The sequence below is a fragment of the Shewanella sp. 125m-1 genome, assembly GCF_052977065.1.
Map to the genome: position 1 here is coordinate 67,544 of NZ_JBRILT010000014.1, position 19,838 is coordinate 87,381.

Annotated in this window: 18 protein-coding genes; 7 read left to right on the forward strand and 11 right to left on the reverse strand. The window is 43.4% G+C overall.

Translation table 11 applies throughout. The features are described from left to right. Positions 1-114 precede the first annotated feature (114 nt). Positions 115-1,641: a Na+/H+ antiporter NhaC gene (nhaC, locus tag ACVBIK_RS08700; protein ID WP_447160840.1), complete on the reverse strand. Its 1,527-nt coding sequence runs from the start codon at positions 1,639-1,641 to the stop codon at positions 115-117. Between the two features lie 474 nt (positions 1,642-2,115). Here nhaC and ACVBIK_RS08705 point away from each other — a divergent pair, with 474 nt between their 5' ends. Together ACVBIK_RS08705 and ACVBIK_RS08710 are read left to right on the forward strand one after the other, a co-directional pair. Then, positions 2,116-2,343, forward strand: a complete 228-nt coding sequence (locus ACVBIK_RS08705; protein WP_447160839.1) for a hypothetical protein — start codon at positions 2,116-2,118, stop codon at positions 2,341-2,343. A gap of 151 nt (positions 2,344-2,494) precedes the next feature. Continuing rightward, positions 2,495-3,073, forward strand: a complete 579-nt coding sequence (locus ACVBIK_RS08710; RefSeq protein ID WP_447160838.1) for a nucleoside triphosphate pyrophosphohydrolase family protein — start codon at positions 2,495-2,497, stop codon at positions 3,071-3,073. A gap of 74 nt (positions 3,074-3,147) precedes the next feature. Here the strand turns inward: ACVBIK_RS08710 and ACVBIK_RS08715 are convergent, their stop codons facing one another. From ACVBIK_RS08715 to ACVBIK_RS08735, 5 genes are all read right to left on the reverse strand, one after another. Then, positions 3,148-4,203 carry a hypothetical protein gene (locus ACVBIK_RS08715; RefSeq protein WP_447169495.1) on the reverse strand — a complete coding sequence of 352 codons (1,056 nt, stop codon included), beginning with the start codon at positions 4,201-4,203 and terminating at the stop codon, positions 3,148-3,150. Positions 4,204-4,499: 296 nt separating this feature from the next. Continuing rightward, on the reverse strand, positions 4,500-5,030 hold the full coding sequence (locus ACVBIK_RS08720) for a hypothetical protein (protein ID WP_447160836.1): 531 nt from the start codon (positions 5,028-5,030) through the stop codon (positions 4,500-4,502). A 254-nt stretch (positions 5,031-5,284) separates the two neighbouring features. Next, positions 5,285-6,151: a 4-hydroxybenzoate octaprenyltransferase gene (ubiA, locus tag ACVBIK_RS08725; protein ID WP_447160835.1), complete on the reverse strand. Its 867-nt coding sequence runs from the start codon at positions 6,149-6,151 to the stop codon at positions 5,285-5,287. Positions 6,152-6,357: 206 nt separating this feature from the next. Then, complete coding sequence (gene uvrD / locus ACVBIK_RS08730) at positions 6,358-8,523, reverse strand: DNA helicase II (RefSeq protein ID WP_447160834.1); 2,166 nt, start codon at positions 8,521-8,523, stop codon at positions 6,358-6,360. 144 nt (positions 8,524-8,667) lie between these two features. Further along, positions 8,668-9,021, reverse strand: a complete 354-nt coding sequence (locus ACVBIK_RS08735) for a RidA family protein (protein ID WP_447160833.1) — start codon at positions 9,019-9,021, stop codon at positions 8,668-8,670. 362 nt (positions 9,022-9,383) lie between these two features. On the opposite strand from ACVBIK_RS08735, the gene ACVBIK_RS08740 reads away from it, so the two are divergent. Next, entirely contained in the window at positions 9,384-11,468 is a 2,085-nt protein-coding gene (locus ACVBIK_RS08740) for a putative bifunctional diguanylate cyclase/phosphodiesterase (protein WP_447160832.1), read from the forward strand. Positions 11,469-11,608: 140 nt separating this feature from the next. On the opposite strand, the gene ACVBIK_RS08745 is transcribed toward ACVBIK_RS08740, so the two are convergent. The 3 genes from ACVBIK_RS08745 to ACVBIK_RS08755 are packed head-to-tail and all read right to left on the reverse strand — an operon-like array spanning position 11,609 to position 13,980. Continuing rightward, positions 11,609-12,544: an SPFH domain-containing protein gene (locus ACVBIK_RS08745; protein ID WP_447160831.1), complete on the reverse strand. Its 936-nt coding sequence runs from the start codon at positions 12,542-12,544 to the stop codon at positions 11,609-11,611. After that, positions 12,544-13,473, reverse strand: a complete 930-nt coding sequence (locus ACVBIK_RS08750; RefSeq protein ID WP_447160830.1) for an SPFH domain-containing protein — start codon at positions 13,471-13,473, stop codon at positions 12,544-12,546. Before ACVBIK_RS08750 ends, ACVBIK_RS08745 begins: the two co-directional genes overlap by 1 nt. Positions 13,474-13,497: 24 nt before the next feature. Further along, positions 13,498-13,980 carry an NfeD family protein gene (locus tag ACVBIK_RS08755; protein ID WP_447169496.1) on the reverse strand — a complete coding sequence of 161 codons (483 nt, stop codon included), beginning with the start codon at positions 13,978-13,980 and terminating at the stop codon, positions 13,498-13,500. A gap of 394 nt (positions 13,981-14,374) precedes the next feature. Here ACVBIK_RS08755 and ACVBIK_RS08760 point away from each other — a divergent pair, with 394 nt between their 5' ends. Continuing rightward, positions 14,375-15,127, forward strand: coding sequence for an outer membrane protein OmpK (locus ACVBIK_RS08760; protein WP_447160828.1), 753 nt, complete (start codon positions 14,375-14,377; stop codon positions 15,125-15,127). A gap of 76 nt (positions 15,128-15,203) precedes the next feature. On the opposite strand, the gene udp is transcribed toward ACVBIK_RS08760, so the two are convergent. After that, a complete protein-coding gene (udp, locus tag ACVBIK_RS08765) occupies positions 15,204-15,962 on the reverse strand; it encodes a uridine phosphorylase (RefSeq protein WP_447160827.1) in 759 nt (252 codons plus the stop codon). A gap of 494 nt (positions 15,963-16,456) precedes the next feature. Here udp and ACVBIK_RS08770 point away from each other — a divergent pair, with 494 nt between their 5' ends. After that, positions 16,457-16,672, forward strand: a complete 216-nt coding sequence (locus ACVBIK_RS08770) for a YdcH family protein (protein WP_447160826.1) — start codon at positions 16,457-16,459, stop codon at positions 16,670-16,672. A 61-nt stretch (positions 16,673-16,733) separates the two neighbouring features. Here the strand turns inward: ACVBIK_RS08770 and ACVBIK_RS08775 are convergent, their stop codons facing one another. Next, positions 16,734-17,192, reverse strand: coding sequence for a hypothetical protein (locus ACVBIK_RS08775; RefSeq protein WP_447160825.1), 459 nt, complete (start codon positions 17,190-17,192; stop codon positions 16,734-16,736). Positions 17,193-17,435: 243 nt separating this feature from the next. On the opposite strand from ACVBIK_RS08775, the gene ACVBIK_RS08780 reads away from it, so the two are divergent. Together ACVBIK_RS08780 and ACVBIK_RS08785 are read left to right on the forward strand one after the other, a co-directional pair. Continuing rightward, the gene (locus ACVBIK_RS08780; RefSeq protein WP_447160824.1) at positions 17,436-18,272 is read left to right on the forward strand and encodes a mechanosensitive ion channel family protein; all 837 of its coding nucleotides are present in this window, start codon (positions 17,436-17,438) and stop codon (positions 18,270-18,272) included. A gap of 248 nt (positions 18,273-18,520) precedes the next feature. After that, the gene (locus ACVBIK_RS08785) at positions 18,521-19,561 is read left to right on the forward strand and encodes an outer membrane beta-barrel protein (protein ID WP_447160823.1); all 1,041 of its coding nucleotides are present in this window, start codon (positions 18,521-18,523) and stop codon (positions 19,559-19,561) included. Positions 19,562-19,838 lie beyond the last annotated feature (277 nt).

Consider the following 19,838-nt stretch of genomic DNA (forward strand, 5'->3'; position numbering starts at 1 on the left):
CTCCATGGTGATATTTGGCTTTGCTAATTGCTGCATTAATAACAGTTATTAATTGCTACGGCCAAACGCCTTGTCGGGGACTAACTGACAAGGCTTTTTTTTGCTTAGCGTTTACTAACCAACCGCTGTAACAGGATTTTTTTCAACCGGCTCTATACGCTCAATCTTAAAATCATATTTTGCGTAAGCAGCACTAATCAACGGGCAGACTAAGTTAAAAAAGGCATAAGGCAGATAAGCCACTGTCGCCACCCCAAGAGTACTGGCCATATAGGCGCCGCACGTGTTCCACGGAATTAACGGACTAGTAATAGTGGCTGAGTCTTCTAGCGCACGACTTAGATTAACAGGGGCTAAGCCGCGCTTAGCGTATTCCACTTTAAGCATGCGTCCAGGTAGCACGATGGCAATAAACTGATCGGCGGTAATTAAGTTGGCACCTATACCACTCGCTAACGTTGTCAAAATCAAGCTACCACTTGATTTCACTAGGCCTAAGATACTTTGCAAAATACGCTTTAACAGGCCTGTGACTTCCATAATACCGCCAAAGGTCATGGCGCATAAAATGAGCCACACTGTATTGATCATGCTGCTCATGCCACCGCGGCTGAGGAGATTATCTAATACTTCATCACCTGTGTTAGCTGTGTAGCCGTTAAACATCGCTACCCAAATACCTTTCACCAGTGCAACCACGGGCATTAGGCTGGCATCATTGGCAAACTTGACCACATTCTCAAACTGAAATAGTGCCGCGCATACAGCACCTGCGATGGTACCGATTATTACAGTCGGAAATGCCGGGATTTTTTTCCAGGCCAAGATCAACACCACAAGTAGTGGTAATAACAGATGAGCACCGGGGTTAAATTGCGTATCAATAAGGTATAAGGTCGTTTCAAAGTTATTATTATCGACGCTCGCCTGGGTGTTAAAACCTAAGATTAAAAAGCCAATCATGGCGATAATGATACTGGGGGCAGTCGTCCATATCATGTGGCGAATATGACTGAATATATCCGTGCCCGCGACCGCAGGAGCCAAATTAGTGGTGTCTGACATTGGTGACATTTTATCACCAAAATAGGCGCCACTGATGATGGCACCGGCAGTAATTTCCACATTAAGCCCCATAGCCGAAGCCACACCGACCAAGGCAATGCCTAAGGTACCTGCGACTGTCCACGAGCTACCGATACTGATCGCCACCACGGCGCATAGTAAGCAACAGGCCGCATAGAAATACTCAGGGTTGAGCACTAACATACCGTAATAGATCATGGTGGGCACCGTACCTGCGAGCACCCAAGCTCCTATCAAAGAACCGACTGTGAATAAGATTAATATGGCGCCCGTTGCGACACCTATACTGCGAACAATTCCTTGCTCCATCTCAGTCCAGCTGTAGCCATTTTTCCAACCGATAAGTAAGCCGATACAGCCCGCCATAATCAAAGCGATTTGATTGGCACCGTAGGAGCTGTCGGACGAAAACAGATACACGGCGGCAGTGAGCATCATGACCAAAGCGATTATCGGGATCAGGGCGTCGAGCAGTGAAGGAGCGCGATGTCGACTATCTTCTATAGGGTCAATAGTCACCGACTCTGACTGTTGAAGATCATTATTGGAGCTCATGAGGTATCCTCTTATTATTCTTACCTATGCTAAGCACTCAACGCTGTAACGGGTCGCCTTTACGACGAGCAGAACAGCTAAATGTTATGGATATGAGCGATAGGCTGGAGCAGCATCCTTACATAAAATTAACAACACCGTCTAGCGTGGAGCTTGGGCGCTGGTGCCACCCTAGTCTTTCGAGCATATGAAAATAGCCTAGCCATTCAAACTAATCACTCTATATCGATTAAATATGCAAACAATACCCATATTTAAAAACCCACCTAACGCGTGATAAAAATTCATCTCAGAATGGTTTATCGGTTAAAATGGCAACAATTATGCAAAATAAGTTGGAAGCATGACTCTTATGGCTTATATCAAAAATAGAGTGAGCAGCGATGTTTATATCACTGCTTAAATAAGGCATTTCAATGAGCAGTTAAAATAAGAAGTTAAATGAGCAGAAACTGAGGAAGTGAAGCCATAATTATGAGTCATTTTAGCATTAGCCGATTAAGCACCAGTATAGGAATCGTTAAGCTCCAGGGCGAAATACAGCAAGCAAAAACGATCACTATGACCCAATTTTCTATCATGGGTACCGATGGCTGGTTCGAGCTTGATCTGACTCATCAAGACAGTCAAAACTTAATCAATCAGATCCAAGCTGAAATTGTGGCTCACCTTACAATATCACTGAGCTCTAGAGCACAATAAATCAATAGCTTGTTGATACTATTACTTAGCCTTAAGACCTGATCCGCCCCCACTCAGACATTTTCAATTACGCAGCACGGCTTTCCTTTGCAGACTCATTTCTTTAGTATGGCGACTCTTAAATCTATTTAGCAGCAAAGGCATATTACCGATGAAATTATCCGCTTTGGATCAGCCACTATACGATCACTTATATCGCGATATTCGAGAGTTTCGCTTAACTTTCGATCTACCGATTGAAGATATCAGCACTCTGGATGATAAAGCCGATACGCTACACACATCGCTTGCGATAGAAGAGCTAACCGAGCTTGCTGAGGCCGATAGCCGTGTAGAGCAAGCCGATGCTATCGTCGATTCAATTTATGTATTAATGGGCAGGTTAGTGCATTTAGGCGCAACTCAAGTGAGTGATCGTCTTGAAATCAGCTACGTTATCGATTTACTTTTACATGTGGCCAAAAACCGTGAGATCGACTTTGTCACCTGTTGGGATGAAGTGCACTCAAGCAATATGAGCAAGGTGTGCCGTAACGAGCAAGAGCTTGCTGAGACTGTCGAATTTTACGCCAAGCAAGGCGTGGAAATTGTGGGTAGCACCAAGGGGGATTTTATCATTGCCAAGTGCGCTAAAGACGTTGATATGGCCGGTAAAATAGTTCGTCAAGGTAAGGTGCTTAAGTCGGTTTACTACCGCCCTGCCGATCTAGAAAAGTTAGTTAAAGCATAATTTTGCTTCAAACCAATACAGCAGCTATCTTGCTGTATTGGTCTATTCAAATATCAACTCAGACAAGAATATAACTAAGCCGCTTGCGCTACGTTGATGAGTTCCGTTAGCGCTGTAGGCTGATCAACATGTAAATACAGCTGCTGTATATCTTCTGGTAACATACTCATAGCGCCATAATAACGCTGTGGAACCTTCAGTTTTATCTGTACATTACTGTCACCACGGCCTAAGTGCACCTGCTCGGTTTGTTCTTTCGTCCCATCATCACTTAATAACTTACTGCGGCGATACTGGCCAACATTGATGGCTTCGATGTCAGTTAACGGCAACATAATAAAGCCCCAGACGCCGGCATTAATCACCAAATATTGCTGATGTAAGTAGACACTGTAATAGCGAGCAAGACGATAGTTCGCCCTCGCCATCACTAAGCAGTAACCAATAAAGCTCGAGACTAAAATGGCGGCAATCACACTCCATGATGCCAACAGCCAATAACTCAGTACCGTAGCCGACAATATACCTAAGTTAACTAACAAGTAGTGCCAACGCGAAGCTGACCAAAGTTGCAGTTTGCACAGTGCTGGCGGGTGCTGCCTAGATAGATGATTTAAAGCATAAAACCAGTTCACCACTTCCATCGCCAATGTCATTGCCACGCCATGAGCTTGCAGTGCTTTTTCAGTTAGAGGCTTGCCTTGCACGCCATCATGGATATGTAGGCGCGGATCACCGGGTAATTTTCGCCCTTGCCATAAAGACTTAACCACGCGGTATATTAGCGTTACTTGCAGCATCAATAGCACCACAATAATCGGATAGCGGATCCAACTAATAAACTCGAAATAACTCGCAAGTTCGGTAGGAAAGCTAAATCGCGCCATCAAACTACTCAAACTACTCAAACTGAATATAAGCAACATTTTCCACCAATGCTGCTGGCCAATATAGATAATGCAGTAGCCATAAATTGCAGGCAATAACACAAAATAGCCAATCGAGCTGGCAACGGTTAGCCACTGTTCAACAGGAGTTACCATTGACTCTGGCAGCCAGTAAAAACCTGCCGAATAGACCATAATGGCACAAAACAAAAATATTAAGCGGTACTTAACGCTACGACGCATTCTAAGACCCTTGATGGTTGTTAAGTATTTGTTATAGCAGATATAGTAACGCTATTGCCATAAAAGAAGGCGAAAGGCTATTATTTGGCCAGATAAATATGGCTGTTAATGATAAGAATTGCGCAGCGGATTAGGGCGGGCGTAGCTAAATGCAAAAGATTTTGAAGGGTCATTGAAACCGGTGACAAGGTGAACTCTGCACGTAAATGAGGCGCAGACATCACCAACCAACTAAATAAATAACTCAGAGAAGTTCAAGCTTATACCGTGACAATACTGCAATAATTTAATACCGATTAACTGATCCCGCGCTGCTCGATTTTCAAGATACAGGGCGTTTTGATTACAACCTTGGCACTTTTATGAGTGAACTTATGCTCATACCAATGTATGTACAAACGCAGCTCTATATTGTCACTAAAATTATTGCTGTTATAAAAGTCGCGATAACAGCGACTATGCTCTAAATATCCCCCGTGATAGAGCTTTAACATGCGTTGACCTATGTGAATTTCTCGAAAGTCGACACCATGGGCAGAGTTATGAGGAAAACGATACTCACCATAACGGTACTGACCATCAAGTACCTCGATGTTCCGCCCTTTAGTTAGCAATGAATTTAATTGCAATGCATCAACCCGACTGGTTAAACATAACCCACTAAGGGCTACGCAACTCACTATTGCGAATGTCCAACGAATAAACCCTTGGGGCTTAAAGCGACTGACCAATAACCAAATAAGTAAAATAGAGACGCTGATACACAATAGAGCTAACTCATAATCGGCCCACTGCCCCGCCTCATAAGTCGTATTCCAAGCTGCCATAATCCCTCCGTAGCCACCAAATCCCTTTGTGTTTACTACCCGATACGTTAGCTAGCCAATATGTCATTTAGATGACCCTTTATAAGGGCTAGCTGATTGGTATGAGTATAGTCAGGAATATCTGGCTCTGTTGTATACGAAAGGGAAGCTAATCGAAGTCCTACTTGGGGCATAAAAAAACGCCTCATTATGAGACGTTTTATATGACTAACTTGATATGAAAGCTTATATGAAGAGCTCAGTGGGTTTAGCGCTTAACCTAGGACTAAATAGTCTAATATCAGTGCAGTAAACAACACAAAACCCGCCCAGTTATTATTTAAAAAGGCAGTAAAGCAAGGTCCACGTTCGCGGCCATAAATCAATTTTTGTTGATAAACACCAAAACCAATGAAGGCCAAAATACCTAGGCCGTAAATCTCACCCCGGCCAGCAAGCATGCCCGCAATAATAAAGCAGCTTAGTGCCGCAAACTGAAACGCTGCAATAATCTGCCTGTCGTAGCGGCCAAATAGAATCGCTGTAGACTTAATACCAACCTTCAAATCATCATCGCGGTCCACCATGGCGTACATGGTGTCATACGCCACAGTCCAGCACCAGTTAGCAGCAAATAGCCACCACGCTTCAATCGGTACCGCGCCAGTTTGGGCTGCATAGGCCATAGGAATAGACCAGCTCCACACTGTGCCGAGGAACATTTGCGGCATATTAGTGTAGCGTTTGGTAAAGGGGTAAATAATGGTAAGAATAATACCGACAATAGAAAGTTTGACCACCAGAGGATTGAGCATTAGCACTAAAGCGAAAGCAAGCAGTGCCATGACGACAAACAAGAGTAGCGCCTCTTTACTTGAGACTTCACCGCTCGCGAGCGGTCTGGCTTTAGTGCGCTCCACATGCGAGTCAAGATCCCTATCGGCATAGTCGTTGATGATACAGCCGCAGGCTCGCATCACCACCACGCCGATAACAAAAATAATAAAGACCTTAAGATCGGGCAAGCCACCAGCGGCAAACGTTAAGGCCATCAAACAGGGCCACAATAACAACAAGGTACCAATGGGACGGTCCATACGCGCGAGTCGCATATAAACGTCTAGTTTATCCCTTACATTCATGATTAGGCTCTCCTACAACGTCTTCGGCCTTAGTTTTGTAACCGCATTATGACTGAGCTGTAACAGTATTCAACCAGTATTGAGATAAATAAAATCAGTGCCGGTTTTATCGGCTAAAAATAAGGCTGAGCTTCACGCTCAGCCTTAGATTCAATGGTCGTTAATCGCGTAATATCCAAGCTGCTATCTATAACTGCTTAGCTGTATTACACCTTCTCTAAACGGGCGTAAGCGATCACTAACCACTTGCTGCCCACGTCGAAAAAGTTAACCTGAATACGTGCCTGCGCACCACTACCTTCATAATTGGTCACTGTGCCTTCACCAAATTTCGGGTGCATAACACGTTGACCTATCTTAAAACCTGAATCATTGAAGCTATCGTCTTGCTTGCTAAAGCGAGTGCTCACTGCAGGCGCTGACACTTGAGTGCGCATGCGGATCTCTTGCACATATTGCTCTGGGATCTCTTTAACAAAACGCGACGGTCTCGCAAAGCTTTCACGGCCATAGATACGTCTAGACTCAGCATAAGTGATATACAGCTTTTGCATGGCGCGGGTCATACCCACATAACAAAGGCGGCGCTCTTCATCGAGACGATCCCCCTCATCAATCGCCATTTGGCTTGGGAATAAACCTTCTTCAACCCCTGCCATAAATACCATTGGGAACTCAAGACCTTTGGCCGAGTGCAATGTCATCAATTGCACCGCATCGGTAAACTCGTCCGCCTGGCCTTCACCGGCTTCTAATGCCGCATGCGACAAGAAAGCATTAAGCTCACCCATATCTTCAATTTCTTCAGGCATCACAAAGCTGCGTGCAGCCGTGACCAATTCTTCTAAGTTCTCAACACGAGCGCGCGCCTTTTCACTCTTCTCCGCTTCATACATCGCCTTAAGACCCGATGTTTGAATAACATGGTCTGTCATGCGGTGCAAAGATTGCTCGTCGGTGTCCATTCGCATGGCGATAATCAAATCCATAAAGCCACGCACTGCATTCGCGGCGCGCCCAGCAAGGACTTTCTCTTCTAGTAAGCGAACACTCGCTTCCCACAAGGTCATCTCTTGTTGGCGTGCAGTCGTGCGAATAATGTCTAAGGTACGGTCGCCAATACCACGGGTTGGGGTATTCACCACACGTTCAAAGGCGGCATCATCATTTTTATTGTTGATAAGCCTTAAGTAACCCATGGCGTCTTTAATTTCTTGACGCTCGAAGAAGCGCAGGCCGCCATAAATACGATAGGCGATACCTTTGTGTAGCAAAGCTTCTTCCAATACACGTGACTGAGCGTTTGAACGATATAAAATGGCGCAATCTTCAAGCTTGCCGCCTTCATCTTGCCAGTCAGTAATGCGACCAACGATAAAGCGCGCTTCATCCATTTCATTAAACGCACAATACAGCCCTATCGGCTCGCCGTCTTTGTCGTCGGTCCACAGTTTTTTGCCCATGCGGTCTGGGTTATTGGCAATCAGCTCATTCGAAGCATTAAGGATATTGCCGCTTGAACGGTAATTTTGCTCTAATCGAATGGTTTGCGCTGCAGGGAAATCAGCTAAGAACTTATGTAAATTTTCAACCTGAGCGCCACGCCAGCCGTAAATAGACTGGTCATCATCACCAACGATCATCACGTTGGCAGTTGAACCTGCAAGCACGCGGATCCACGCATATTGAATGGCGTTGGTATCTTGGAACTCGTCCACCAATATGTGCTTAAATCTATCTTGGTAATGATCCAAAATATGCGGTTTGTTGAGCCATAACTCATGCGCTCTTAGCAGGATTTCAGCGAAATCTACCAGGCCAGCACGGTCACATGAGTCTTGATAGATTTGGTAGATCTTCAGTAAGTTTTGCTCAATCGGAAAACCGCCAGCATCGATATGCGATGGGCGTAGACCTAAGTCTTTCTTACCATTGATATAACCTTGGGCTTGTCTTGGCGGATACTGCTTCTCATCCAAGTTAAGGCTTTTTAGAATACGTTTGATTAGACGCAGTTGATCGTCTGAATCTAAGATCTGGAAGCTCTCAGGAAGATTAGCATCTTTATAATGGGTACGTAGCAATCTATGGGCTAAGCCGTGAAAGGTGCCGATCCACATACGGCCCACATTGCCACCAGCGACTTTTTCAACTCGCTCGCGCATCTCTTTCGCCGCTTTATTGGTAAAAGTTACCGCTAAAATGGCATAAGGGCTTTGCTGTTCAACCTGCATCAACCAGGCAATTCTATGGGTTAATACCCGCGTTTTGCCACTACCTGCACCCGCCAAAACTAGCATGCTAGATTGCGGTGCACCAACAGCTTCGCGCTGCTTGTCGTTTAGGCCGTCGAGTAAAGATGATACGTCCATTATTGCCTCCAAAAAATCAGGCGAGAAGTATAACAGAACCTAGGAACTCGGGGATAGAATTAGCGCGATTGCACTGGGTTAAAATCGAAGAGGGAATAGAGTTACCGAAGCGAAAATCCACCTCGGTAATGGGTCGGCCTAAGGTTAAGCTTTTTCAGCAGCAACCACTGAAATTTCAACTAACAGCGCTTCGCGCGCCATTTTAGCTTCAACACAGGCGCGTGCGGGTGCATGCCCTGCTGGAACCCATGCATCCCAAACTGCGTTCATTTGGGCAAAATACTGCATATCCTTAATATAGATAGTGGCAGATAAAATATGCTCTCTGTCGCTGCCCGCTTGCTCAAGTAAACTATCGACTTTTTCTAGCATGGTACGAGTCTGCTCCTCAATGCCCTGCTCAGCATCCTTAGCCACCTGGCCACATAAATAGATGGTACCGTTATGCTTTACGATACGGCTCATACGGGCTGCGGTTTCAATTCTTTCAATCGTCATTGTTAACTCTGTTACTCAATTAATTGGGTTATTAGCGTAATTCTAAATAATATCTCATTGATTAGCATCTGATTTATCTATGAAAAATTGTCAATACATCAGCGGGTATTTTGTTAGCATTGAGCTAATCTACCATTTATTGATTTAAGTCCTATACTTAGTTCAAAAAAGTAATCAACGGATTTGATTGCTGATTGTTTAAAGGACTAAATATGGTTTATCCAAAAACCCAGTTTTTCTTACTCTACCAAGACCATTGTGCCTTTTACTCTACTTTTTTAGAGCATCTTCGCTATACGACAGCCTTGTTAACTCATTTTCAATTGCAATTAAATCCTCAAAGCTGCTTGAGGATCTAAGGTATGCAACCAAATACAAAGCGCTCAATCATCTCTAAGAACCTATGCCTAGTCATGGTTATTTTCAACGCCAGCATAGGGTTATTTTGGTTATTAGATCTCTCTAGCCAACACTCAACATTATCAATGATGCTGCCGCTATTTTTACTGGCTAATATTATCGTTCTGAGCCTGCTGAGCTGGCAGTTACATCACCACTCGACTCGCCTCAATCAACGAGTAAAAGCCAGAGAAAACAACCATGTGCAAAGACACAAAACATCGCAGCCCACTCGCACTCACAATGTGCCACTGGGTAACATAGAAGACAGCCTTAAACACGCCAATGAAAGCTTAACTGCGGCAGTGATTCAAACTCAAGCGATTGAGTCACGCCAAGCAGAGACTCAACTCTTCTCAACGATTTTAGATGCTATAGATGTTGCGATTTATGCCGTTGACAGCAAAGGGCAATGCATTTTTGCCAACCCACAATGTGCACGACTATTAGGCTATAACCACCCTGACCTCCTATTCAATTCAAATATCCAACAACTACTTTATCAACAAGATAACGCACAGGATTTTGAACTATCAATACAAGATCTTGAAGCTATCAAAAAAGATATTTTTTGGAAGGCTGATGGTACTCACTTCCCCGTCGAGTACAACTTACAACCACTGACGCTACATAATCAAAGCAATGGTGCCATCATCTCTTTTTATGACAATAGTGAACGCAAGAAAGCGGAAGAACTGATCCGTCGCCAGGCCCATTATGATGCCTTAACCGATCTGCCTAACCGCTTCTTGGCGTTAAAACGTCTTGAACAGTTAGTGAATGCCAGTGAAAGAAGCGGCAAAATGCTCGCTGTCATCTTCCTTGATTTGGATGATTTCAAAAAAATTAACGATTCACTGGGTCATGAAGCAGGAGATCAATTACTCATCACAGCCTCTAAGCGTCTATTAAAAACCACCAGAGCCGAAGATACTGTAGGCCGCTTAGGTGGCGATGAGTTTATTATTTTACTCGACGGCCTTTCGAGCGCGAACGATGCCCAACCTCTGGCGGAAAACCTCATCAGTGGTTTTAGAAAGCCATTTTATATCGACAATCGTCAACTCATTCTCACCGCGAGTATCGGTATCGCCATCTACCCTAACGATGGTGAAACCCCTTCTGAACTATTACGAAATGCCGATTCAGCCATGTACCATACTAAGAGTATTGGCCGTAACACTTACTCTTACTTCACCCATGCAATGAACAAGGAGGTCTCTCGCCGTCTGGCTATCGAAGAACAGATCCACGGTGCCTTAGAGCGTGGTGAGCTTAGAGTTCATTATCAGATCCAACTCGACATTAGAGATGGCAGCATTATGGGGGCAGAGGCACTGTTACGTTGGAGCAATCCGGCGTTGGGTAACGTATCTCCTGCGGAGTTTATTCCGATTGCCGAGCAAACCGGCATGATTGAGCCTATGGGGGAGTTTGCTCTACAGCAAGCATTAGAGACTGCACAAATTTGGCAGAAAAAATTTAATGACAAGTTTAGGGTCGCAATAAACCTTTCGCCTCGTCAATTTAGGAATCCAAAGCTGGTACAAACCATTATTGATAACGTTAATCAGTTCGGCATGAAACCTGAGGATCTTGAGTTGGAGATCACTGAGGGCGTACTACTCAGCGGTCATGCTTATACGCTAGGTGCATTAATGGAGTTAAGCCAAGCCGGTTTTTGTATCTCAATGGATGATTTTGGTACCGGCTACTCTTCTCTTAGTTATTTAAAAACTTACCCATTTACCATACTGAAAATCGATCGTAGCTTTATTAATGATATGAATAAAGACGATAAGAGTAATGACCTTATTATCGCCACGATTGAAATGGCTCACGCTTTAGGCATTAGAGTGATTGCTGAGGGAGTAGAGACTCAGGAGCAACTCGACGAGTTAAGCTTTATGATGTGCGATTACGCTCAAGGCTTCTTGATCAGTAAGCCTGTACCGCTAAAAGAGCTATTAAAAATTGGCTTTCGCTACAAAAAAGTACATCAAAAAAACGCATTAAAAAATGAATCTGAAACCTTAAAAGTTATTTAACTGAACCGAAAAAATGACTAATCTTTACACCTAGAATTTGCAGCTGTTTACCGCTAATCACAATAGCTTTATAGACAAAAAAGCATAAAAAAATACTAGACCCATTTCTGAATCTAGTATTTTTATTAAGTATCAATATGTTACTTTTTGCTTTCTTCTAAACCAATACTATTCATCCAGTGATCAAAGTCCATCATATTACCCGGTAAAATGACCTTACTCTGACCAGTACTGACTCCATCAAGCTGCTTTAAGTATTGCGCACCTAACTGCATACGCACCACATTCTTACCACCAGGCGCTGCAATTACCATTGCCATACGCTCAATCGACTCCGCTGTTGCACGTGCAATGGTTAAGATCTCTTCGCCCTTACCTTCTGCCTCGTTAATACGGCGCTGCATCTCACCTTCTGAGTGATTAATGGTTTCCGTTTTAATACCTTCAGAGCGGTTGATCTTACTCTGCTTATCACCTTCACTCTTGGCCAATAATGCACGACGCTCACGCTCAGCATTTACCTGCATCTCCATCGCATTTTTAACCGTTTCTGGTGGCGTGATATTTTTAATTTCATAACGATGCACTCGTATGCCCCACATGGCACCAGCTTGATCTAGCACTTCAACCACTTTTGCACTAATCACGTCACGCTCTTCAAAAGTGCGGTCTAAATCTAGGGTTCCAATCACGCTGCGCGTCGTCGTTTGCGCCAATTGAATCGCCGCATATCGGTAATCTGTCACACCATAACTGGCTTTAACGGGGTCAACGACCGAGATATAGATAACACCATCGACTTCCACATTCACTTCATCACAAGAAAAGCACTCTTGCGGTGGTACATCAATCGTCTCTTCTTTTAGATCGTGTATGTAAGATACTTTGTCGACAAAGGGGATTAAGGCGTGAAAGCCCGCATCTAAGGTGGAATGATATTTACCTAAACGCTCAACAATATAAGCTGATTTTGTTGGTACTAAACGGATCGATTGAAATAACTTAATCACAAAAATAGCAAAGATTAAGCCCCAAATAGCCATAACAATTAAATCGGTATCAATTCCTGCAATCATTAGCGTGCTCCTTTTACTGAATTGGCAGCCACGGCACTAGTGACCTGTTCCATGCCTTCGAAAAAACCTTCAATCTTAGCCAGCTCTGCCGGGACCACCGACACATCAGCTTCAGCTAAAATCTTACCGACTTGGGCAATAAACTGCTCTTTTAGCTGCATGTTCATCGCTTCATTACCGCCATCTTTAGCAAGAGCCGCAGACACAAGCTCCATACCTTCCGCTTTTGCTCTGGCAACAATCGCGATCTCTTGTGCGGTACCTTTTGCTTCATTAATCCGGCGCTGTTTTTCCCCCTCAGACAAGTTAATCGCCTGTTGGCGCTCACCTTCAGATAAATTAATCATCGCTGCCTTTTCGGCATTTGCTAAGGTGATTTCAGCGCGCTTACTGCGCTCTGCTTCCATCTGTTTTTCTAAAGTATGAATAACTTTACGAGATGGAGTGATATTCTTAATTTCATAACGCAGCACCTTGATCCCCCAAGGATCAGAGGCTTTATCGATCTCACGTACAATCGATTCATTAAGGCTATCTCTCTCCGAGAATGTCTGACTAAGGCTCAACTTACCTATCTCTGAGCGCATGGTCGTTTGGGCAAGGTTCACCGCAGCGCGGCGATAATCTTCAATACCGTAGCTGGCAAGCTTACCGTCCATCACTTTTAGGTAGACTAAGCCATCGACTTCTAACTGAGTATTATCTTTTGAAATACAACTTTGTGGCGGCACATCAAGTACTTGCTCACGGATTTCATGTTTATAAGCCACCCGGTCAAAAAACGGGATCAAGAAATGAAATCCTGGCTGCAGCACTGTACGAAACTTTCCTAAACGTTCGATCACATTGACCTCACGCATAGGCACAATTAACAGCAACTTATAGAGGATAAAAAAAACAAATAGAACAAAGAGTGTAAATGCAAACATAAATAGATTCCTTCCTTAAAGCGATTACTTTTCTTTTACGAAGTGCTCATTGTCAGCCTCTATAGGCTCAACCACTAACGCAATATTATCTCGACAGATAATCCTAACCTGTGAGCCGGCGGCAATCTCGCTACCATCTCCCAAAGCTGACCATTCGCTGCCCTGAAATTCAATCCGCCCCATTTGTTGAGCCGGACCAATTGTTTGTTTGACGATAGCGAGCTGATTATAAATTTCCAACTCTTCGTCTGTGTTGTCAATGTGAGCGTCTCCGCCAATCAACTTCTGTGTGATCTGGCGAAATGCCAGTAAGAGAACCATAGATGCGATAAACCAAAGCGTTAAACTTTGTACTATACCTTCGACTAAACCTATAGCCAAAGCACTTGCTACAACCAAACAAGCCGCGCCTAAAAGAATCACAATACCACCTGGTAAAATGATCTCTGCCAACATAAGAATAATGCCGATACATGCCCAGATAAAGATGGGATTTGAAAACTCCATATTTCCCCCTGAAATGAAAGAGTCAAGCAATGACTATATCAGTTGCGCATCATTTGTGCGACATAATATGTCAGCATTCAGTATTCCATAAATGTAACTAAAGCTGTCAACCCTCAGCTATCGCAACCCTATCACGGCCTTTATCAAGAGTAAAAAGTTGTCCGGCAGTTATAGCGCGTTTGTTTTAATACACAATAATGACACGATTTAAAAACTACTAATTAGCATTTATTCAAGGCATTACCGTGAGACGATGACCATAAGCTCGAAAAATAATGACAAACCATTTGAACATTGTTCGCACAACCCCTATATTCCCCGCCAATGAAACACATGTTTAGTTTATTTCAAATTAGCTGCACCCTAGATCTCATAAAAATAAGAAGGTTTTACGATGAACAACAAACTACTTTGTTTAGCTTTATTGGTTAGCCCTACGGCGATGGCTGATAATATGGTTAACTGGTGGGACGCCAGCGTCACTGCGCTTTATGGCGAAAATTATGATTTAGCGCCATCTGAGAAGCAAACGACCCTCACATTTGAAACCGCTGGTGATTGGAAATACGGTGACTGGTTTGCCTTCCAAGATGTGACTTACTTTAATGGCTCTAATGCCAATAAAGACAACACCACCTATGGTGAGATCTCGACTCGTTTTAGTGCCGGCAAGATATTAGGCAAAACAGTTGGTTTCGGTCCAGTTACCGATCTATCACTGGCGCTAACGCTTGAAGAAGGCGAAGGCCCAGTTAAGAGCTTCTTATACGGTGTGGGTATGGATATCAAGATCCCTTACTTCAGCTACTTTCAACTTAACACCTACCGTCGACACGCTATGAGTAGTGACAACATCAGTGACGGTTGGCAGTTATCACCCGCTTTTAGAATGGACTTCCCTGTTGGTAACTCCAACATCGTATTTGACGGTTTCTTTGACTGGGTATTTGCTGCTGACGAAGGTGCTTACGAGACAAACTTTCACTTCAATCCGCAACTAAAATATGACTTAGGCGCTGTTGTATTAGGCGAGCATAAGCAGAACAAGCTATTTGTGGGTATCGAATACGATTACTGGAAAAACAAGTACGGTGTCGATGGTATCGTTCAAAATACATTTTCAGTGATTGCTAAGTATCACTTCTAATCTTTGCTATTAATGCGACGGTTTAGAACACAAAAAAAGGCGCATATAGCGCCTTTTTTATTGCATGAGTGTCAACTTATGCAAGCAACTTCTTCGCTGCTGCAACCACGATTGATACCGCGCTTACTTCGGTTTTCTTCATTGTCGCTTCATCAGGGATCTCTTGCTGAGTACGGTTAACAATCACCCCAGCAACACATGCCGCACGCCAACCTTGTGATGCACACATGGTAAATAGCGTTGAAGACTCCATTTCATAGTTTAATACACCCAAGTCTTGCCACTCTTGCATAGAGCCCTTGAACTGGCGAGTGACGCGACCCGAAACTGTGTCGTAACGTTCTTGACCTGGATAGAAGGTATCTGACGATGCAGTAATACCAATATGAGGCTCAAGACCCGCTTCACGACTCGCTGCAACCATAGCGGTTGTACATTCGAAGTTTGCTACCGCAGGGTATTCCATTGGCGCAAAATGTAAGCTTGCACCATCTAAACGTACTGATGCTTGAGTCACAATCACATCACCCACATTTACATGCGGCTGAATTGCACCTGTGGTACCCACACGTAGGAAAGTACGCACACCAAGTTGAGCCAATTCTTCTACTGCAATAGAAGTTGATGGACCACCAATACCAGTAGAACACACCACTACTGCCTTACCATCGATATATGCCAGGTAGCTGGTATATTCACGATGGCTCGCTAAAAATGTCGCATTCTCCATCAACTCTGCAATACGCTTAACACGCTCTGGATCGCCTGGCACGATCGCTAAACTAGCACCATCTAACATCTCTTTAGTCAGGCCTAAATGAAATACATCAGACATCGTGAAAACCCCTTTCATTTTTGAATTTATAAATCTTATTAATTCGACTTTAACCTAGTCTTGACGCCAAAAAGGTTAAGTAGATCACACTTTACCCGCCAAGAGTAAATGATATGTCGTAATCTAGTTACTAAATCAATCAAAGAATAGAGCTAGAATATAGCAGCTCTCACCTATTCTGCCAGTGATAGGGCAGCGCAGATGACGTGCGAATAATGCAGGCATATCAAGTGGATATTATATGAAATAAAGCAATATTAGCAACAACTTAGATAGTTAGCACCGTCTCAACATTACTGATTAAACGACCGTTTTTTTCACTATAACTATCTTGTATTACAGTGGGATTATCGACTAAAAACAGTTGTAGATTTAGATAAACAAATCAATCGTTCATTACTTGATCAATGTCACATTTAACGACTAAAAATCGCGCTAGTTTAAAGTTGAACCAAACGAAAAGTCGCCATAAAACCAGCAAGAAGGACGCCTGCATGTTTCCAGAATACAGAGAACTTATCAGTCAGTTAAAAACATCTGACGCGCATTTTCAGAAGAAGTTTAACAAGCACAACCAGCTCGATGAGGAAATAAAGAACCTGGAGCAGCACAGTGCAAGCGACTACACCCCTGAAGTGCATGAGCTCAAACTACAGAAGTTACATTTAAAAGAAGAGATCTACGATATCTTGAAAGAACGTTCGGCTTAACCGAAATACAAACATTAAAAAGGGCGCTTAGCGCCCTTTTTTACATCAAATGCGTAGGCGACTACTTCAACCCAGCCTGCAGTGCTTCAGTTGTCTCATAAAATGTAATATTAGTGATCTGATTATTAGTCAACTCTATCAGGGTCGCTTGGTCTTTTATCGCTGGCAATGGCTTGGTTTGCTCACCTTCATTGTCTAGCGCCACTCTATAAGGAAATTTCTTAAACTGAGGTAGAGCAACAAAACGAGCGATCAGTGACGGCATGCCACTAATATCTGCCACATAAACTAATGCAGTATCTTTGACTAGCTCAGGTTCAGCTTCCAATGCTTCTTGAATTAAGGTGCCGCCATCCATACTACGACTGAACAATACACGCGTTGTTGTGCTATCAACTTGATATTGAGCCTCGTGTTGATCTTGTAACTTGATGTCTGTGATTTGATCACCAACTTTATACTCATTGGCCCAAACTGACGTGGCTAACATGCTACATAAAACGAAAATAACAGCTCTCATAATTGAACTCGGCAAATTAGAATTAGCAGAAAGAGTAACCTATTCTATACAGAGCAACAGTAAACTTAACAGCAAAGCATGATCCTCTTCACGCAAAGCCTACTGACATTCAAAACCAAATGTTTCTCTGGCTATACATGTATAAATTATAAGTTACAAAACAGTTTTATTTCAGTGAGTTAATTATTTCGCAAAATTGGTATAAGCTAATCAGAAAATAAGTTGTCATAAAGGATAGTTAACATGAATGAGCAAGGCCTAGATCAAGAGATCGCGCAGTTGCAAAATGCTTACTCTGCAATTACTGAATTTCTGGTGCAATATAGCTTCAGTATTCTTGGTGCCATCATTATCTTTTTAATCGGGATCTGGATCGCTGCTAAAACAGCTAACCTTGTTACGCGCATTTTTGAAAAGCACGATATTGATATCACTCTCAGCAATTTTGCCAGTAACTTTGTCCGCATCTTAGTCATCGCCATGGTCGGTATTATTGCCTTAGGCAAACTAGGGATCAGCGTAACCCCTATGGTCGCCGCAATAGGCGCCGCATCTCTTGGTGCAGGTCTTGCGCTACAGGGCATGCTTTCAAATTATGCAGCTGGTATCACCATTATTGTCACCCGGCCTTTTATTGTCGGTAACACCATCGAAATTAAAGGGGTCGGTGGACTTGTTAAAGATATCCATTTAGGCATGACAGTGCTAACCAATGAAGAAGGTGAAGAGATTAATATCCCCAATAAACATATTGTCGGTGAGATCTTACATAACTCTTTTGCAAATAAGCTGGTCGAAACAAAGTTCAATATCAGTTATCAATCTGATCCTGAGCAGGTCATTGCTCTGCTTGCTAAAGTATTAAGCGACAGCTCCAAGGTCTATCAGGGTGATAAGGCGCAAATCGGCGTTAATGACTTTAATAGTATTGGTATCGAGATAGGCATTCGCTATTGGGTACCAACCCAAAGCTATTACCAGGACAAATACCAAACCAATGCCGCTCTCTTTAAAGCCCTCAAGCAAGCCAATATAGAGATCCCCTGCCCAGTTAGACAAATTCATATTCAAGAACCCTAAGCTAAACTTCAGCATAGCGGCTCCCCCTGAGCCGCTATGTATTGGTATTTTTCATCATCTAATCTACTTATAACAAAAGCCAGCCACAAACCATTTTTAGGCTATTAAGAGTCATATCAGCCACAAGTCATAAGTAAAACAAATAATCGTTATTCGTTTTGCTGTATCGCTCTGATTTAACGAATACTGCAGAATGCCACCATTGAAAGATGCACAGATAAAGTATATTAAAATTCAATGGAGACAATATGATGAACAAAACAGTGCTCGCATTAGCATTATTAAGTACATGCGGATATGCCAACGCGGCAGACGTGGATAATACTTGGTACATTGGCGCAGGCGCAGGCCAAAGCAACTATGAGTCAGTAGACGCGATAAGCCATCTAGGCGACGACAGCGACTTAGCCTGGAATGCCCTAGTCGGTTATCAACTAAACAAATACCTGGCCTTTGAAGCTGGCTGGCAAGATCTGGGGACTGATGATGACACTCACCAATGGGGTGGTTTAGACGGTAGCCAATCGATAGATGTTGATGGCTTTACTTTAGGCCTTGTTGGTACATTGCCACTGTCTGAAAAATGGTTCTTAACCGGTGAAGCGGGTGCTTTCCAGTATCATTTATCTCACCAAATAAACGCTAACCAATACGTTAGCGCAACCGATACGGCTCCTTACTTTGGCGCTGGCGTGGGCTATAACATCACAGACTCATTGGCGATTTCAGCTAAATACCGTCGTTTCGCTAACATTGATGAAACGGCATGGAACACGGCAAACATGGATGCGCAAACTGTTGGCCTACAGTTAACTTACCGCTTTGGTGTTAAGCCTGCTGCAACAACCGCAGCGATCTTACCCGCTGTTATCGAAAAGCAAACTAAGCCAATGCCTAGACCTGAGCCAGTACCAGCACCTGAATATGAAGTCGTCACAGAACAAAGCAGTGTCGCGGTGCTATTTGGTTTCGACTCAGCAGAACTCAATAGCGAAGCGAAGGCAAAATTGGATGACGTGATCCAGCTTTCTAAGCAAACCGTTCAAGATGTTATTTTACTCAATGGCCAATCTGATAACCAAGGTAATAGCCAATACAATCTTAAGCTGTCAGAAAAGCGTGTACAGCAGGTAGAAGCATACTTAACTTCTCACGGTGTTGATGTAGAGCGTATTGATACTGATGCCATCGGTGATCAAGATGCCCATGCTGATTCACGTAAAGGTCGTGCATTAGAGCGCCGCGTTATTGTAACGTTAACCAGCCAAGAAACCGTTATTGTCTCTTAAGTCATCCGTTAGAAATCGTATCATTAATATAGACCCGACTGAGCAAGGACTGCGACATGGTACTCAAGGATCCCTTTAGGCTGATAAGGCGAAGGGGCGTAAGGCTCACGTTAACCAAGGCGGTTAACGTGCATGCTTACCAAGGACACTACTGGACAAATTACGCTTATTTAAGGGTAAACATGGACAGACATGAGCCAAGGATGGCTTTGATGGTCTCCAAATTGATTCATGTCATCATCGCCTATTCAAGCTGAGATTTATCATTTATAGTCAG

Excerpts from the sequence above, each read along its gene's own strand:
- nhaC (WP_447160840.1), bottom strand. The coding sequence starts at position 1,641 with ATGAGCTCCAATAATGATCTTCAACAGTCAGAGTCGGTGACTATTGAC.
- ACVBIK_RS08705 (WP_447160839.1), top strand. The coding sequence starts at position 2,116 with ATGAGTCATTTTAGCATTAGCCGATTAAGCACCAGTATAGGAATCGTT.
- ACVBIK_RS08710 (WP_447160838.1), top strand. The coding sequence starts at position 2,495 with ATGAAATTATCCGCTTTGGATCAGCCACTATACGATCACTTATATCGC.
- ACVBIK_RS08715 (WP_447169495.1), bottom strand. The coding sequence starts at position 4,203 with ATGCGTCGTAGCGTTAAGTACCGCTTAATATTTTTGTTTTGTGCCATT.
- ACVBIK_RS08720 (WP_447160836.1), bottom strand. The coding sequence starts at position 5,030 with ATGGCAGCTTGGAATACGACTTATGAGGCGGGGCAGTGGGCCGATTAT.
- ubiA (WP_447160835.1), bottom strand. The coding sequence starts at position 6,151 with ATGAATGTAAGGGATAAACTAGACGTTTATATGCGACTCGCGCGTATG.
- uvrD (WP_447160834.1), bottom strand. The coding sequence starts at position 8,523 with ATGGACGTATCATCTTTACTCGACGGCCTAAACGACAAGCAGCGCGAA.
- ACVBIK_RS08735 (WP_447160833.1), bottom strand. The coding sequence starts at position 9,021 with ATGACGATTGAAAGAATTGAAACCGCAGCCCGTATGAGCCGTATCGTA.
- ACVBIK_RS08740 (WP_447160832.1), top strand. The coding sequence starts at position 9,384 with ATGCAACCAAATACAAAGCGCTCAATCATCTCTAAGAACCTATGCCTA.
- ACVBIK_RS08745 (WP_447160831.1), bottom strand. The coding sequence starts at position 12,544 with ATGATTGCAGGAATTGATACCGATTTAATTGTTATGGCTATTTGGGGC.
- ACVBIK_RS08750 (WP_447160830.1), bottom strand. The coding sequence starts at position 13,473 with ATGTTTGCATTTACACTCTTTGTTCTATTTGTTTTTTTTATCCTCTAT.
- ACVBIK_RS08755 (WP_447169496.1), bottom strand. The coding sequence starts at position 13,980 with ATGGAGTTTTCAAATCCCATCTTTATCTGGGCATGTATCGGCATTATT.
- ACVBIK_RS08760 (WP_447160828.1), top strand. The coding sequence starts at position 14,375 with ATGAACAACAAACTACTTTGTTTAGCTTTATTGGTTAGCCCTACGGCG.
- udp (WP_447160827.1), bottom strand. The coding sequence starts at position 15,962 with ATGTCTGATGTATTTCATTTAGGCCTGACTAAAGAGATGTTAGATGGT.
- ACVBIK_RS08770 (WP_447160826.1), top strand. The coding sequence starts at position 16,457 with ATGTTTCCAGAATACAGAGAACTTATCAGTCAGTTAAAAACATCTGAC.
- ACVBIK_RS08775 (WP_447160825.1), bottom strand. The coding sequence starts at position 17,192 with ATGAGAGCTGTTATTTTCGTTTTATGTAGCATGTTAGCCACGTCAGTT.
- ACVBIK_RS08780 (WP_447160824.1), top strand. The coding sequence starts at position 17,436 with ATGAATGAGCAAGGCCTAGATCAAGAGATCGCGCAGTTGCAAAATGCT.
- ACVBIK_RS08785 (WP_447160823.1), top strand. The coding sequence starts at position 18,521 with ATGATGAACAAAACAGTGCTCGCATTAGCATTATTAAGTACATGCGGA.